We start from the raw sequence: 14,681 nt of genomic DNA, 5'->3' as shown, positions 1-14,681 counted from the left end.
TTTCCAGCCGATCGACGCTGATCTAAACAGCTATGAGCCAGCTTGTCGGAGGGCGAATGATGCATGGGTCGATAAATGATGCCGGCGCTCCGCTAACGCTGGAACACATCAGCCGATGCTTCGGCGACACCCAGGCGCTGGATGACGTTTCGCTTTCGATTGCGCCTGGAGAGATCGTCTGCCTGGTCGGCCAGTCCGGTTGCGGCAAATCCTCGCTTTTGCGGATCATTGCAGGCGTAGATACTGCGGACAGCGGAAGAATTCTGCTCAATGGCATTGAGATCGCGGGCGCGAACAGCTTTGTCGAGCCCGAAGACCGCAACATCGGATTCATGTTCCAGGATTATGCCCTGTTCCCGCACCTGACCGTCGAGGAGAACGTGGCCTTCGGCCTCAAGCGGCTGTCGCGGCGCGAGGCGAGCGCCCGTGCGGCCGAGGTGATCGCCCGAATCGGCATCCAGGCGCTTTCCGGCCGTTACCCACACACGCTTTCAGGTGGCGAGCAGCAGCGAGTCGCACTGGCGCGGGCGCTTGCCCCAAAACCCGTCATTCTCCTGATGGACGAGCCTTTCTCGAACCTTGATCGTGGCCTGCGGGAGCGGGTGCGCGAGGAGACCATTTCAACGTTGAGAGCCTTGGGGACGACGGCGATCCTCGTCACGCACGACCCGGAGGAGGCCCTTTCCGTCGGTGACCGGGTTGTGCTGATGCAGGAGGGGCGGGTTGTGCAGGTCGGGACGGGCTACGATATCTATGATCATCCCAACTCACTCTACGCCGCCGAATTCTTGTGCCCGTGCAACAGGGTAGAGGGCATCTACCGCGATGGCCGGGTCGAAACGGTGCTGGGCACCTTTCCAGCCCGGCTCGATCTTCCGGAAGGCGGCAAGGCGTTTGCCTGCATCCGCCCGCAGGCTGTCTCCCTTTCAGGTCCCGACGAAGGTCTGCCGGCGCTTGTCGTCAACCGCTCTTTTCTGGGTGAGATCGAACAATTGCTGGTCAGGATCGAGGGCGTTGCTGACCTCTTGCGCTTGCGCACCACCAGCCGGATCGATGTAAAGCCGGGGGAGCCGATCCATCTGACCATAGATCCAGGCGGCGTCCTGATATTCGCTGCGGCATAAGTCGCGAGCGCTTTGGTCGCAAAGTAACTTGACTAAATTAGTCACATATGATCGAGCAATTCTCGGGCTGTCAACCAATGCCGGCCGCACCAATCAATTAATGGAGGACCGCTTCATGAAGAGCCTTTCCACATTGCGACTCGCCCTGGTGGGCGGCGTCTTCGCCCTCGCTGGCGGGGCCAGCGCCCTGGCGGCCGAACTGAACATCTACACCACGCGTGAGCCTGGGCTGATCCAGCCGCTGCTTGAAGCCTTCACCGCCTCGAGCGGCGTCAAGGTCAATACAGTCTTTATGAAAGATGGTCTTGCGGAGCGTGTGGCCTCGGAAGGGGAAAGTTCACCTGCCGATATTCTCATGACGGTCGATGTCGGCAACCTCGCCGACCTGGCCGAAAAAGGCCTGACGCAGCCGGTCGAGTCCGATGTTCTGAAAGCCGCGGTCCCGGACAACCTGCGTGACCCGGCCAACAACTGGTTTGCTCTGTCGATGCGGGCCCGCGTACTCTACGCGGCCAAGGATCTCGATCTTGCCGCGTTCAACTACGAGGACCTGTCCGATCCAAAATGGAAGGGCAAGGTCTGCATCCGGTCCGGCCAGCATCCCTACAACACCGCTCTTTTCGCCGATTACATCGCACATCACGGCGCCGAGGCGACGGAAGCATGGCTTGCCGCCGTCAAGGGGAATCTCGCCCGCAAGGCGGGCGGCGGCGATCGCGATGTGGCCAAGGACATTCTCGGCGGCATTTGCCAGATAGGCATCGCCAATTCCTACTACGTCGGACTGATGCGCTCCGGCAAGGGCGGTGAGGAGCAGGTCGCCTGGGGCGACGCGATCAAGGTCGTCCTGCCAACGTTCAAGGATGGCGGCACGCAGGTCAACGTCAGCGGCGCGGCCGTCGCAAAGCATGCGCCGAACAAGGGTGAGGCGGTCAAGCTGCTGGAATATCTGGTCTCCGACGACGCCCAGACACTCTATGCCAAGGCAAATTTCGAATACCCGGTCAAGCCCGGCGCTCCGATCGACCCGACCATCGCCTCGTTCGGCGAGTTGAAAGTCGATCCCGTGCCGATGACGGAAATCGTCAAGCATCGCAAGCAGGCAAGCGAACTGACCGAGAAGGTCGGCTTCGACAACTGATGGGCGATCCGGGCGTGGGCAGTGCTGCGCCCGGTGATCTCCCGATGTCGGATGTCGACCTGCGAAGAGCCTCCACTGTGAAGGTCGCCCGGTACTGGTCCGGGCGACTGTGGTTCATGGCGACCGTGCTTGTCGCTGTGCTGGTGGCCACTCCGGTTCTCGCCCTTATCTGGCAGGCGCTGCGGGGATCGAGCGGGCTCTGGCCGCATCTCCTCGCCTATGTGCTGCCACAGGCCTTCCAGCAGACCACGGCGCTGCTCGTCGGCGTCGGTGTCCTCGTCACGCTTCTTGGCACCTCGACGGCCTGGCTTGTCACCGCCTATGACTTTCCCGGCCGCAGGTTTCTCGAATGGGCGCTGCTCCTCCCGCTCGCGGTGCCGACCTACATAATCGCCTACGTCTATCTCGATCTTCTCCATCCGATCGGCTTGGTCCAGGGTGCGGTCAGAGCCGCCCTTGGCTACACCAGCCCACACGAATTCCGCCTTCCCGACATCCGGTCGATGGCCGGCTGCATCGTACTGCTCGGCTTCGTGCTCTACCCCTATGTGTACCTGACGACGCGGGCGATGTTTCTCACCCAGGCGGCCAATCTGGTCGAGGTGTCGCGCACGCTTGGAAGTGGCAAAGGCGGCGTCTTCTGGCGCGTTGCGCTGCCGCTGGCACGTCCGGCGATCGCCGTCGGCGTCAGCCTCGCGCTGATGGAGGCGCTGAACGACATCGGTGCCTCGGAGTTCCTGGGCGTGAAGACACTGACGGTCTCGGTCTACACGACATGGGTGACGCGGTCCGACCTGCCGGGCGCGGCGCAGATTGCGCTCGCCATGCTGTCATTGGTGGTCGCGCTCGTCACTATCGAGCGTTGGGCGCGCCGTCGTCAGCGTTATTGGTCGAGCGCACAAAAGGCGCGGAATTTCACACCGCATCGTCTCGGCACCGTTTCCGGTCTGCTGGTTTTTGCGCTCGGCCTTTTGCCGGTGTTCATCGGGTTCATCGCCCCGGCGAGCTATCTTGCCGTCGAGGCGTGGAAGCGCGTCCGTTTCGCAGGGCTGTCGCCCCGGCTCTTGTCGGAAACGCTCAACACCGTCACCCTGTCGGCCATGGCCACGCTCGCCATCCTCCTCTTCGGCGTGGTCATCGCCTATACGGCGCGCTCGCTTCCCGGCCGTGTCACGGCGGCTTTGCAGCGGATTTCCACGGTCGGCTATGCGATGCCCGGCACCGTGGTGGCCATCGGAATATTGTTGCCCGTCGCGGCCCTCGATCAGATGATCGACCGAACCGCGCTCGTATGGCTGGGCGCGCCAACCGGCCTGCTGCTGATCGGGTCCGGAGCAGCGCTCGGCTACGCCTATGTCGCACGCTTCCTGGCGATTGCGGTCGGTTCGGTCGAGGCGGGCTTCAGCCGCATTCCGCGCTCGTTCGATCACGCCGCGCGCAGCCTCGGCCAGAATGTGACTGGCACATTCCGGCATATTCATCTGCCGCTTTCGAAACCGTCGCTCGTCGCTGCGGGCTTGCTCGTGTTTGTCGATTGCATGAAGGAGTTGCCGGCGACGCTTCTGTTGAGGCCGCTTAATTTCGAGACCTTGGCGACGCATCTCTACGGCGAGGCGGCGCGCGGGACCTACGAGGAAGCCTCGATCGCGGCACTTGCCATAGTTCTCGTCGGCATCTTGCCTGTCGCTGTTCTCGCTCGTGTTGGACGATGGAAATCCTGAGTGTGTCCGGCCTAAACAGACTCGCTGGCACCTAAAGCGCGTCGCGTTTGACCGGTCTCATGCGACGCGCTTTAGGTTGTTGTTTTATGCATGGCGTGATCGCAAAACCGCTACACACTTTTGCGCGACATGCATTAAAGCGCGTCTGTTGGCTGACGCATCCACGATAAACCGCCAGTGCTCCACGCCTGTCGGATCGTGCCGATGCCCTCGATTTTGAAATCAGGGGCTCTGCTGCCTTCACGATTTCGAAAAATCGGTCAAGTTTGGCCACCTAGCCATATTGTCAGCTAAACAGAAGGGCTTAAAATCATTCATCGAACACCTACATGTCGAACGCGCATGGGGATTCGAAAAGGCAGGGTTACGTGACGACAGGTTTGACTGCCACAACAGATGTGGTGCGGATGCAAAACGGCAGCGACGGCAACGAGACCGGTCGCGGCACGGCCGTCATCACGCGCACCAAAACCAAGACCAAGAAGCCTAGCCTTTACCGGGTCCTCATTCTCAACGACGACTACACGCCCATGGAATTCGTGGTTCACGTGCTGGAGCGTTTTTTCCAGAAGGACCGTGAAGCCGCCACACGCATCATGCTTCATGTTCACAATCATGGAGTGGGCGAGTGCGGGGTCTATACATTCGAGGTGGCCGAGACCAAAGTGTCTCAGGTCATGGATTTCGCCCGACAGAATCAGCATCCGCTGCAATGCGTGATGGAGAAGAAGTGAGGTAACATGCCGGCTTTCTCCCAAGGCCTGGAAAAGGCGCTTCACCAGGCGCTGACGCTCGCCAATGAGCGGCACCACGAATACGCAACCCTTGAACACTTGCTGCTCGCGCTCATCGACGACACCGAGGCGGCCGCGGTCATGCGCGCCTGCAACGTCGATCTCGACGAGTTGAAGCATACGGTTCTCACCTATATCGACACTGAGCTCGACAATCTCGTTACCGGCTATGACGAGGATTCCAAGCCGACGGCCGGTTTCCAGCGCGTCATCCAGCGCGCGGTGATCCATGTGCAGTCGTCCGGCCGCGAGGAAGTCTCCGGCGCCAACGTGCTCGTTGCCATCTTCGCCGAGCGCGAGAGCCATGCCGCCTATTTCCTGCAAGAACAGCAGATGACCCGCTACGACGCGGTCAACTACATCTCGCATGGCATCGCCAAGCGCCCCGGCGCATCCGAGACGCGGTCGCCGCGCGGCGCCGATGACGAGCAGGGCCAGAGCGGCGCCGAGCCGCAAGAGGACGGCGGCAAGAAAAAGCAGCAGCAGGACGCGCTGACCGCCTATTGCGTCAATCTGAACAACAAGGCCAAGGCCGGCAAGATCGATCCGCTGATCGGCCGCGAGTCCGAGATCAACCGCACCATCCAGGTGCTGTGCCGCCGCTCCAAGAACAATCCGCTCTATGTCGGCGACCCCGGCGTCGGCAAGACGGCGATCGCCGAGGGCCTCGCCAAGCGCATCGTCGAGGGCGACGTGCCGGAAGTGCTGCACAACGCCACCATCTTCGCGCTCGACATGGGAACATTGCTGGCCGGCACCCGCTATCGTGGTGATTTCGAGGAGCGGCTGAAGCAGGTCGTCAAGGAGCTCGAGGATTATCCGGGCGCGGTTCTGTTCATCGACGAGATCCACACCGTGATCGGGGCAGGAGCGACGTCTGGCGGCGCCATGGATGCGTCGAACCTGTTGAAGCCGGCGCTGTCGTCCGGAACGATCCGCTGCATCGGTTCAACCACCTACAAGGAGTTCCGCCAGTTCTTCGAGAAGGACCGCGCCTTGGTGCGGCGCTTCCAGAAGATCGACGTCAACGAACCGACCATCGAGGACGCCATCGAGATCATGAAGGGTCTCAAGCCGTATTTCGAGGAGTTCCACAAGGTTCGCTACACGGCTGAGGCGATCAAGGCTTCGGTCGAACTGTCGGCGCGCTACATCAACGACCGCAAGCTGCCGGACAAGGCGATCGACGTGATCGACGAGACCGGCGCCTCGCAAATGCTGGTGCCGGAGGCCAAGCGCAAGAAGACCATCGGCATCAAGGAGATCGAAGCGACGATCGCCACCATCGCCCGCATTCCGCCGAAGACGGTTTCCGCCGACGACGAGAAGGTGCTGGCCGGTCTCGACATCGAGCTGAAGCGCGTCGTCTACGGTCAGGACACCGCGATCACGGCTTTGACCTCGGCGATCAAGCTGGCGCGGGCCGGCCTGCGCGAACCGGAGAAGCCGATCGGCTCCTACCTGTTCTCGGGGCCGACCGGCGTCGGCAAGACCGAAGTGGCAAAGCAGCTCGCGGCCTCGCTCGGTGTCGAGCTGATCCGCTTTGACATGTCCGAATATATGGAACGCCACACCGTCTCACGGCTGATCGGTGCGCCTCCCGGCTATGTCGGCTTCGACCAGGGCGGCCTGTTGACCGACGGCGTCGACCAGCATCCGCATTGCGTGCTGTTGCTGGACGAGGTCGAGAAGGCGCATCCGGATCTGTTCAACATCCTGTTGCAGGTCATGGACCATGGCAAGCTGACCGACCACAACGGCAAGCAGATCGACTTCCGCAATGTCATCCTGATCATGACCACCAATGCGGGCGCCTCGGATGCGCAGCGCGCGGCGATCGGTTTCGGCTCGACCAAGCGCGAAGGCGACGATGTCGAGGCGATCAACCGGCTGTTCACGCCGGAGTTCCGCAACCGTCTCGATGCGATCATCCCGTTCGGCTCGCTGCCGGTGCCGGTCATCCACCAGGTGGTGCAGAAGTTCGTCATGCAGCTCGAGGCCCAGCTCTCCGAGCGTGGCGTCACCTTCGACCTGTCGCAGGAGGCGATCGCCTGGCTGGCCGAGAAGGGCTATGATGAGCGCATGGGAGCACGGCCGCTCGGCCGCGTCATCCAGGAGCACATCAAGAAGCCGCTGGCCGACGAGGTGCTGTTCGGCAAGCTCAAGAAGGGCGGCACGGTGCGTGTCACCGTCGACAAGAAAGAGACCGGCGAAACCGGGCTCAAGCTCGAGTCACTCGCCGACGAGGCGCCGGTCAAGCCGAAGAAGGAAGAACCGGACGACACGCCGAAGCCCAGGAAAGCTGCCGGCAAGAAGCCGGCCGCGAAAAAGGCGGTCGCGCAGAAGGCGGAGCCCAAGGGCAAGGATGGCAGCAAGCGCAGCCTGGTGCCGCAACTCCCCCGCAAGGGATGATGGCCCTGAAAGCTAAAAAAAAGCCCCGGAAACGGGGCTTTTTTGCTTCGAGGGGCTGGTGGGCGGTCGGACGTGCGACGCCCGACATCAGTTTGTCAGCGCCGTCCGTATCTTGCCAGCGTTCTCAGCCAACACTTCCGGCTTCTCCATCTGCCCACTATGCGGCTTCAAAGGGATGCCCTCGAAGCGTGGAATGACATGGACATGGAGGTGGTAGACGGTCTGGCCCGAAGCAGGCTCGTTGAACTGCAGGATGGTGACGCCATCGGCGCCGAAGGCCTTCTTCACCGCCACCGCCACCTTTTGCACGACGGCGAAGAGTGGGCCGAATGTTGCCGGATCCGCGTCCAGCAGGTTGCGCGACGGTGCCTTCGGCACAACCAGCGTATGACCCGGCCCTTGCGGCATCACATCCATCAAGGCGACAACCGCGTCATCTTCATAGACGCGATGCGACGGGATTTCACCGCGCAGGATTTTCGCGAAGATATTGTTGCTGTCGTAGGTGGTTTTTTCGGCCATGGCGTGCGCTCCGGATTGTGCCTTGCTCCTACCGCATCGACCCGACAATCGGAATCGATTTTCGGAAACTACGATGCTTTCGAGCGTACTTTGTGCGTCCAATTGGACGCACGTCGCTCTAACTAATCGTCCGCCAGATCCTTGCGGAACGGGGTGTGCTCTTCGAGATAGCCGGCCATCCGCTCCACTTCGCGGCGCTCGCGCCTGAGATAGTCGGCGACCGCGTTACGCAAGCCGGGATGCGCGATGTAATGCGCCGAATGCGTTGTCACCGGCCTGTAGCCGCGCGCCAGCTTGTGCTCGCCTTGCGCGCCGGCTTCGACCACCTTCAGCTTACGGTCGATGGCGAAGTCGATCGCCTGGTGATAGCAGACCTCGAAATGCAGGAAGGGGTGGTCCTCGATGCAGCCCCAGTTGCGCCCGTAGAGCGCATCGGAACCGATGAAATTGATAGCGCCGGCAATGTAGCGTCCATTGCGCCTGGCCATCACCAGCAGGATGTCGTCGGCCATGCGCTCGCCGATCATCGAGAAAAACTCGCGGCTGAGATAGGGCCGCCCCCATTTCCTGCTGCCGGTATCCATGTAGAAGGCAAAGAAGTCGTCCCAGACCCTTTCGGTCAGGTCCTTGCCGGTCAGCCAGTCGATCGAGATGCCGTGAGCGAGCGCCTCGCGCCGCTCCTTCCTCATCGCCTTGCGCTTGCGCGATGCCAGAGTGGCGAGAAAATCGTCGTAGGTCGAATAGCCCTCATTGAAGAAGTGGAACTGCCGGTCGGTGCGGTGCAAAAAACCCGCCGCTTCCAGCGCCTCGACTTCCCTCAGCTGCGCGAAGGTCACGTGCGCGGAGGAAACGCCGAGTTTTTCCGTCACCGCCTTCAGGCCGGCCGCCAAGCCGGCCTTCACGGCGCGACTGTCCTCGCCCTTGTTGACCAGCAGGCGAGGGCCGGTGACCGGCGTGAACGGCACGGCGCATTGCAGTTTTGGATAGTAACGCCCGCCGGCGCGCTCGAACGCGTCCGACCAGCCGTGATCGAATACATATTCGCCCTGGCTGTGCGATTTCAGGTAGCAGGGAATGGCACCGAGCAGCTTTCCCTGCGCTGTCTCGAGCCTGAGATGATGGCTCTGCCAGCCGGTGCGCCGCACGGCGCAGCCGGAATCCTCAAGAGCGCTCAGAAAAGTGAATGAAACAAGTGGGTTGTATCCGTTTTCTGTATCGCCGCGTGAGGTCCCGCCGAGGCCATCCCATTCGGCGCAGGTGAAGGCTCCGATGCCGGAGGCAACCCGGATCGCATACGCTCCATTCGCCGTTTGCCCGTCGCCTTCATCGCCTTGATCCATGAGGCCTATTTAAGCTCCGTGCCGGTCCATGCAAGCACAGTTCATGCAAGCTCGGTTCAGGCGACCTGCACAAGATCCGGCTCAAATCCTTCGAACGTCATCTGGTCGGCATATCTGAAGGTCAGGTCGACCGCCGGTTGGTCGAGCACGGTCCAGGTGATGACCGGCATTTTGAGCCTTTCGCGCACGAAACTGACAAACTGGTTCGGCAGGTCGCCGGCGGCGTAGGAGGCGAAGGCGATGTCGTGCGCCAGCATGGCGAAATGCGCCTCGATCAGCTTGACTTCGTTGCCATAAGCGGTCAGCCCGCCCGGAATGCCGGGCGCGTGTTTCGGGAAGTCGCGGATCAGCCAGTGGTCGAACGACATGATCGCCGCCTTGCCCTTGTAGTTCTTGAGCATCTTGCCGACGCTTTCCACCAAGCCTTCGTCACGGCCGGGAACGCCTTTCAGTTCGACGACCACCGGCACGCGACCATCGACCAGGTCGAGGGCCTGCTGCAGCGTCGGCAGACGATCTGATGTGCCGCCGATCTTGAGGGCCGTCATTTCTGCTGCCGTGCGCTGCCAGACGAAACCGTCCTGGCCGGTCAGCCGCTTCAGATCGCTATCGTGGATGATCACCGGGATGCGGTCTGACGACAGATGCACATCGCATTCGATCGCATAGCCGCGTTCAGCCGCAGCGGCAAAGGCGGAAAGCGTGTTCTCCCAGCGCGTCTTGTTCATGTCGTGGAGGCCGCGATGGGCAATGGGTCGGGCGGTCAGCCAGGAAAGGTCGGTCATGCCGGGCTCATTCGACTTCGAAGATGGCTTCGATTTCCACTGCGGCATTAAGCGGCAGGGAGGCGGCACCGACGGCGGCGCGAGCATGCCTGCCGGGATCGCCGAGCACTGCAACCAGTAGATCCGAGGCGCCGTTGGCAACCAGGTGCTGCTCGAAAAAATCCGGCGCCGAGGCGACGAAGACGGTGATCTTGACTACGCGGCGGATTTTCTCGAGATCGCCAAGTGCTGCCTTTGCCTGCGCCAATATGTTGATCGCGCAGTATTTTGCCGCTTCCTGGCCGGTTGCGATGTCGACATCACGGCCGAGCAGGCCGCTCGCCTGCAGCTTGCCCTCGCTGAGCGGCAGCTGTCCGGCGATGAACAGCAGATTGCCTGACCTGCAATAGGGCACGTAGTTGGCGGCGGGCGCGGCAGCGACCGGAAGCGTCACGCCGAGATCGCTTAGCCGCTTTTCGATTGTTTCACTCATGGTATTTCCCTATTGCTTGATGACGCTGCGCAGGCCGGGCCGAAATTGCAATTTTTGCCTCGCTTCCGCCACGACTTTTTTTAAGCTGGACCCTCTTTCCCTGCGGCCTGCCATCAGGCGCGATGATCGGAGCCCCTCATGCGCGCAACACGCCTCGCATTCCACGCTGTCCTGCTGCCAGCGGTGTTCTCGATGGCGCCGGCTTTTGCCGTGCCGGCGCTGCAGGCGCATCGCGCGGTTTACGATCTGACCCTGGACAAGGCCTCCGACCGCTCCGGCATCACCGGCATTTCCGGCCGCATGGTCTATGAGTTCAACGGCTCGCCTTGCGAAGGCTATACGGTGAAGTTCCGTTTCGTCACCCAGATCGTCACCAACGAGAATACAAGGCTGACCGACCAGCAGACGACCACTTTCGAGGACGCCGAAGGCAAGACCTTCTCGTTCGTGACAAAATCCTTCGTCGACCAGACTCTCGACAAGGAGGTCAAGGGCACCGCGACGAAGGAGACAAACGGCCTCAAGGTCGACATCGACAAGCCGGAGAAGAGCAGCGTCGAACTGCCGGCCACACAGTTTCCGACGCAGCATCTGGCCGAACTGATCGACAAGGCCGAAAAGGGCGAAAATTTCTACGAAACCAACCTGTTCGACGGTTCGGAAGATGCCAACAAGGTGATGACCACCACCGTCGTCGTCGGCAAGAAAGCCGATGCCGACAAGACCGATCCGGAAGTGCCGGCACTGGCAAAACTCGCCACTGACAAATACTGGCCAGTCGACATCGCCTATTTCGACAGCACCGACAAGTCAGGCGAGGAGGTGCCGGAATACCGGATCAGCTTCAAGCTGCATGAGAACGGCATCACGCGCGACCTCGTCATGGACTACAACGACTTCTCGATGACCGGCAAGCTGGTCAATCTTTCGCTGTTCGATCAGACGAAACCCTGTCCGCCGAAATAGAGCCTTGGGTTAGCCACGCCGCAGGGCGGCGGCCCATGACTTGAACACGCCGCAATTGCATTTCAACCTCTACGCCGAGGGGTCGATCGGGGGGTGGGTTGAGCAAAATCGATGTGTTCGTGGCGCCGACGCCCAATCCGGCGCTGATCAGGATCATGACTGTCGTCAACCGGGTCGTCATGCTGCGTGGCATTCCCGGGTTTCGCGACCTGTTGCCGTTCAACCGCGTGGCCGGATTGCGCGGTGTCGCCAATGTCCGCCATATCGACTTTCCCGACGACGACCGGCAGCGGCTGAAGGCCTGTTGCGGCGCAGGCAAGGCAACATTCATCACGCCCAACCATCCGGAATTCTTCACCGACTGGATGATCGACAAGGAGATCGTCTCGCGGGTCAGTCCGCTCGCGGCGTCCTGGGCCACGCATGGCGTCGTCAACGGCCTCGGCCGGATCATGCAGAAATTCTGGCTGGCCAACAATCTGATCGCCCAGATACCTGGCAACAGTGGTGCTGCCAAGGAACACTCGATCGACTGGGCACTGAAAGGGCATGGCGTTCTCTTGCATCCCGAAGGCGGCGTCGGCTGGCATGGGAATGTCGTCGCTCCGCTTCTTCCGGGGGCGGTCGAGATGGGGTTCGAAGCGCTCAAGCGCGGTCGCGCCATGGATCAGGATTTCAAAGTCTGGATCGCGCCGGTCGTCTGGAAGCTCGCCTTCACCAAAAATGTCGAGCCGGCGCTGGCGCAGGAATGCGCCTATGTCGAGAAAAGCCTGAAGATCGAGCGCCGTGCCGCCGATACGCTGCCGGAGCGCGTCCACCATATCTATGCGACGCTGCTGTCGCGCGAAGAGATTGCCTGCGACATGGCGTCCGACAAACGGGCTTCGTACGCTATGCGTCAGACGCAATTGCTGCTCGAATTGAGCCGGCGCCTGGGGGAGGGTATTTCGGTCCATCCCGGCGCCAGCGAGATCGCCGAGCTTTTGCGCCGGGCGCGCCGCTGGCTGCGGGAAGGCACCGGCGACGCCGAGCGACAAAAACAGATCCGCTCGGTGGCGGACACGATCCAGCGTCTCCAACGCGTCGGACCGTGGGCCTCAGCCAAACCGCGCATTGCGCAAGAGGAGATCGCAGAGCATCTGAAGCGTATCCGCAACGATTATTGCAAGGGCACGCTGCGCGACACGGTCAATTGCTTCGTACCGCAACCGGCCGGGCCGCGCTGCGCGCATATCCGGGTGCCGGAGCCGTTGGGATTGCACGCCAATCCTGGCTCGATCGACGATGCCCTCGCCGAACTGCACCGGCGCATGCAGGAGACCATCTCCACGACCGTGGCCGAACTCGAAGCCGCCGGCAGCTTCATTTTCTATCCGAATCCCTTCTATCATCGCTAGGATTGGCATCTCTAGCATTGGCCTCGCTGACGTTGGATCTCGGCTGCGGGTGAGCTGCTGCTCCGCTGGTCGGCGCAAGATGAAGGAGTACGGCAAGCCTCATGGCGGTCTATGTCGACGCGGCGATCTGGAAATGGGTCGGCCACCGCTGGTGTCACCTGCTGGCCGACGATACCGACGAGCTGCATCGTTTTGCAGCACAGCTCGGCGTCAAGCGCTCGTCCTATCAGGGGCCGCCGAAGACATCGGCGCCGCATTATGACATAACCGGCTTTGAGCGCGACCGCGCGGTGCGGCTAGGCGCCGTCGAATGCAGCCGCGAGGAGATCGTTGCTGTTTTCCGGCGTGTCCGGGTGCCGAAGGGGAAGATACGACCATGACGTTGACGGCATTTCTGGCTTACTGCGCTGCGATCACATTTGCCGCCGCCACGCCTGGCCCGGCGGTATTCACGGTCATTGCCAACGGCGTCTCGCGTGGGTTCGTTCGCGCGTTCCTGGCTGGCCTCGGTATCGCCGCTGGCGACGCGGTGCTGGTGACTTTGGCGCTGCTCGGTCTCGTGGCACTGGCACAGACCTTCGAATGGGTTTTTCTCATCCTGAAATATGCGGGTGCTGCCTATCTGATGTTTCTTGGCATCAGGATGTGGCGATCGGCTTCCGCGCGATCGGATGGACTGGAGGTAACGCAGGCAAGACTGTCTCGATCGTTTTACCTCGGCATCTCCATCTCATTGGGCAATCCCAAGGCGATCCTGTTCCACGCATCCATCATGCCATTGATCCTCGATCTCAATGCAATGAGCTTCGCTGAGGGGCTGCTTGTGGTTGCGGTCGTGGTCGGCGTCAACATTAGCACAATGGGCGTCTATGCGGTGCTTGCCGGGCAGGCTTCGAGCTGGTTCAAGACGCCAAGGCGGATGCGCTTGATGAACAGGTTTGCCGGCGGCGCCATGATCGGCACCGGTGCGCTGATCGCCGCACGCTGAGCCGCAAGACACCGCAGCGCTTGCGTTTGCCGCGCATCCCCTCTATATGCGCGCTCATTCCACACACGGACTTTGGTGTCTGCCCGGGAGAAATCCGGCTGAAACCTCCGGTGGCGTTCGAGGACAAAGTCCAGAAATGCCTGTGTCCGTGGAGGCTAACCGGAAAAGGACATAAGAATGGCTCTGCCTGATTTCAGCATGCGCCAGCTTTTGGAAGCTGGCATTCACTTCGGCCACCAGACCCACCGCTGGAACCCGAAGATGGCGCCCTATATCTATGGCGCCCGCAACAACATCCACATCATCGACCTCTCGCAGACGGTGCCGCTGCTGCACCAGGCGCTGAAGCAGGTTTCCGACACCGTCGCCAAGGGTGGCCGCGTGCTGTTCGTCGGCACCAAGCGCCAGGCGTCCGACATCGTCGCCGACGCCGCACAGCGCTCGGCCCAGTACTATGTCAACTCCCGCTGGCTCGGCGGCATGATGACCAACTGGAAGACGATCTCGAACTCCATCCAGCGCCTGCGCAAGCTTGACGAGATGCTGGCTGGCGAGGCCCAGGGGCTCACCAAGAAGGAGCGCCTCAACCTCGACCGCGAGCGCGAGAAGCTCGACAAGGCGCTGGGCGGCATCAAGGACATGGGCTCGACGCCAGACCTGATGTTCGTGATCGACACCAACAAGGAAGCGATCGCCATCCTCGAGGCCAAGCGTCTCGGCATCCCGGTCGTCGCCATCATCGATTCCAACTGCGACCCGGACAAGATCGATTTCCCGATTCCGGGCAATGACGACGCGGCCCGCGCCATCCAGCTCTATTGTGATCTGATCGCCAAGGCTGCAATCGACGGCATTGCTCGCCAGCAGGGCGCGCTTGGCGTCGACGTCGGCGCTTTGGCCGAGGCTCCGATCGAGCCGGCACTCGAGCCGACGCCGGCCGCCGAGACACCGGCCGCCCAGACACCGGAAGCGTAACAGCGAAGGCCGGTTTCGGCCTTCATCTTTCTCATATTTTGGCG

14 protein-coding genes are annotated in these 14,681 nt (G+C 61.6%); 10 read left to right on the top strand and 4 right to left on the bottom strand.

Annotated features, from left to right (window positions below; translation table 11 throughout):
• Nucleotides 1-59 precede the first annotated feature (59 nt).
• The 5 genes from M727_RS0106020 (at nucleotide 60) to clpA (ending at nucleotide 7,192) form a co-directional block, all read left to right on the top strand.
• On the top strand, nucleotides 60-1,124 hold the full coding sequence (locus tag M727_RS0106020; protein WP_027151910.1) for an ABC transporter ATP-binding protein: 1,065 nt from the start codon (nucleotides 60-62) through the stop codon (nucleotides 1,122-1,124).
• A gap of 115 nt (nucleotides 1,125-1,239) precedes the next feature.
• Nucleotides 1,240-2,265: a Fe(3+) ABC transporter substrate-binding protein gene (locus M727_RS0106015; protein ID WP_027151909.1), complete on the top strand. Its 1,026-nt coding sequence runs from the start codon at nucleotides 1,240-1,242 to the stop codon at nucleotides 2,263-2,265.
• Between the two features lie 44 nt (nucleotides 2,266-2,309).
• On the top strand, nucleotides 2,310-3,986 hold the full coding sequence (locus tag M727_RS0106010) for an iron ABC transporter permease (RefSeq protein ID WP_027151908.1): 1,677 nt from the start codon (nucleotides 2,310-2,312) through the stop codon (nucleotides 3,984-3,986).
• Between the two features lie 407 nt (nucleotides 3,987-4,393).
• Nucleotides 4,394-4,720, top strand: coding sequence for an ATP-dependent Clp protease adapter ClpS (gene clpS / locus M727_RS0106005; protein ID WP_023801212.1), 327 nt, complete (start codon nucleotides 4,394-4,396; stop codon nucleotides 4,718-4,720).
• 6 nt (nucleotides 4,721-4,726) lie between these two features.
• Entirely contained in the window at nucleotides 4,727-7,192 is a 2,466-nt protein-coding gene (gene clpA / locus M727_RS0106000) for an ATP-dependent Clp protease ATP-binding subunit ClpA (protein ID WP_027151907.1), read from the top strand.
• A gap of 87 nt (nucleotides 7,193-7,279) precedes the next feature.
• Here the strand turns inward: clpA and M727_RS0105995 are convergent, their stop codons facing one another.
• The 4 genes from M727_RS0105995 to M727_RS0105980 all read right to left on the bottom strand — a co-directional run bounded on the left by M727_RS0105995 (nucleotide 7,280) and on the right by M727_RS0105980 (nucleotide 10,311).
• Nucleotides 7,280-7,714 (bottom strand): HIT family protein, encoded by a 435-nt coding sequence (locus M727_RS0105995; protein ID WP_027151906.1) that lies wholly within the window; start codon nucleotides 7,712-7,714, stop codon nucleotides 7,280-7,282.
• A 122-nt stretch (nucleotides 7,715-7,836) separates the two neighbouring features.
• Nucleotides 7,837-9,054 (bottom strand): GNAT family N-acetyltransferase, encoded by a 1,218-nt coding sequence (locus tag M727_RS0105990; protein WP_027151905.1) that lies wholly within the window; start codon nucleotides 9,052-9,054, stop codon nucleotides 7,837-7,839.
• 56 nt (nucleotides 9,055-9,110) lie between these two features.
• Nucleotides 9,111-9,839 (bottom strand): glycerophosphodiester phosphodiesterase, encoded by a 729-nt coding sequence (locus tag M727_RS0105985; protein ID WP_027151904.1) that lies wholly within the window; start codon nucleotides 9,837-9,839, stop codon nucleotides 9,111-9,113.
• A gap of 7 nt (nucleotides 9,840-9,846) precedes the next feature.
• Nucleotides 9,847-10,311, bottom strand: coding sequence for a RidA family protein (locus tag M727_RS0105980; RefSeq protein ID WP_027151903.1), 465 nt, complete (start codon nucleotides 10,309-10,311; stop codon nucleotides 9,847-9,849).
• A 138-nt stretch (nucleotides 10,312-10,449) separates the two neighbouring features.
• Here M727_RS0105980 and M727_RS0105975 point away from each other — a divergent pair, with 138 nt between their 5' ends.
• The 5 genes from M727_RS0105975 to rpsB all read left to right on the top strand — a co-directional run bounded on the left by M727_RS0105975 (nucleotide 10,450) and on the right by rpsB (nucleotide 14,637).
• Nucleotides 10,450-11,277 carry a cell envelope integrity EipB family protein gene (locus M727_RS0105975; protein WP_027151902.1) on the top strand — a complete coding sequence of 276 codons (828 nt, stop codon included), beginning with the start codon at nucleotides 10,450-10,452 and terminating at the stop codon, nucleotides 11,275-11,277.
• 98 nt (nucleotides 11,278-11,375) lie between these two features.
• Nucleotides 11,376-12,674 carry a hypothetical protein gene (locus M727_RS0105970; RefSeq protein WP_027151901.1) on the top strand — a complete coding sequence of 433 codons (1,299 nt, stop codon included), beginning with the start codon at nucleotides 11,376-11,378 and terminating at the stop codon, nucleotides 12,672-12,674.
• A 101-nt stretch (nucleotides 12,675-12,775) separates the two neighbouring features.
• The gene (locus M727_RS0105965; protein ID WP_027151900.1) at nucleotides 12,776-13,054 is read left to right on the top strand and encodes a DUF4031 domain-containing protein; all 279 of its coding nucleotides are present in this window, start codon (nucleotides 12,776-12,778) and stop codon (nucleotides 13,052-13,054) included.
• Complete coding sequence (locus M727_RS0105960; protein WP_027151899.1) at nucleotides 13,051-13,662, top strand: LysE family translocator; 612 nt, start codon at nucleotides 13,051-13,053, stop codon at nucleotides 13,660-13,662. Before M727_RS0105965 ends, M727_RS0105960 begins: the two co-directional genes overlap by 4 nt.
• Before the next feature lie 177 nt (nucleotides 13,663-13,839).
• The gene (gene rpsB, locus M727_RS0105955) at nucleotides 13,840-14,637 is read left to right on the top strand and encodes a 30S ribosomal protein S2 (RefSeq protein ID WP_027151898.1); all 798 of its coding nucleotides are present in this window, start codon (nucleotides 13,840-13,842) and stop codon (nucleotides 14,635-14,637) included.
• The last annotated feature ends 44 nt before the right edge of the window (nucleotides 14,638-14,681 follow it).

Origin of the sequence: Mesorhizobium sp. WSM2561, assembly GCF_000513915.1 — a bacterium.
In the GTDB taxonomy this organism is placed as follows: Bacteria; Pseudomonadota; Alphaproteobacteria; order Rhizobiales; family Rhizobiaceae; genus Mesorhizobium; species Mesorhizobium muleiense.
Note: the sequence above shows the minus strand (reverse complement) of the source record. Positions and strands in the feature narration are given on the sequence as shown.

Coding starts and splice junctions, on each gene's coding strand:
- M727_RS0105975 (WP_027151902.1), top strand. CDS start 10,450: ATGCGCGCAACACGCCTCGCATTCCACGCTGTCCTGCTGCCAGCGGTG.
- M727_RS0105985 (WP_027151904.1), bottom strand. CDS start 9,839: ATGACCGACCTTTCCTGGCTGACCGCCCGACCCATTGCCCATCGCGGC.
- clpS (WP_023801212.1), top strand. CDS start 4,394: ATGCAAAACGGCAGCGACGGCAACGAGACCGGTCGCGGCACGGCCGTC.
- M727_RS0105995 (WP_027151906.1), bottom strand. CDS start 7,714: ATGGCCGAAAAAACCACCTACGACAGCAACAATATCTTCGCGAAAATC.
- M727_RS0106020 (WP_027151910.1), top strand. CDS start 60: ATGCATGGGTCGATAAATGATGCCGGCGCTCCGCTAACGCTGGAACAC.
- M727_RS0106015 (WP_027151909.1), top strand. CDS start 1,240: ATGAAGAGCCTTTCCACATTGCGACTCGCCCTGGTGGGCGGCGTCTTC.
- M727_RS0105990 (WP_027151905.1), bottom strand. CDS start 9,054: ATGGATCAAGGCGATGAAGGCGACGGGCAAACGGCGAATGGAGCGTAT.
- M727_RS0106010 (WP_027151908.1), top strand. CDS start 2,310: ATGTCGGATGTCGACCTGCGAAGAGCCTCCACTGTGAAGGTCGCCCGG.
- M727_RS0105960 (WP_027151899.1), top strand. CDS start 13,051: ATGACGTTGACGGCATTTCTGGCTTACTGCGCTGCGATCACATTTGCC.
- rpsB (WP_027151898.1), top strand. CDS start 13,840: ATGGCTCTGCCTGATTTCAGCATGCGCCAGCTTTTGGAAGCTGGCATT.
- clpA (WP_027151907.1), top strand. CDS start 4,727: ATGCCGGCTTTCTCCCAAGGCCTGGAAAAGGCGCTTCACCAGGCGCTG.
- M727_RS0105980 (WP_027151903.1), bottom strand. CDS start 10,311: ATGAGTGAAACAATCGAAAAGCGGCTAAGCGATCTCGGCGTGACGCTT.
- M727_RS0105965 (WP_027151900.1), top strand. CDS start 12,776: ATGGCGGTCTATGTCGACGCGGCGATCTGGAAATGGGTCGGCCACCGC.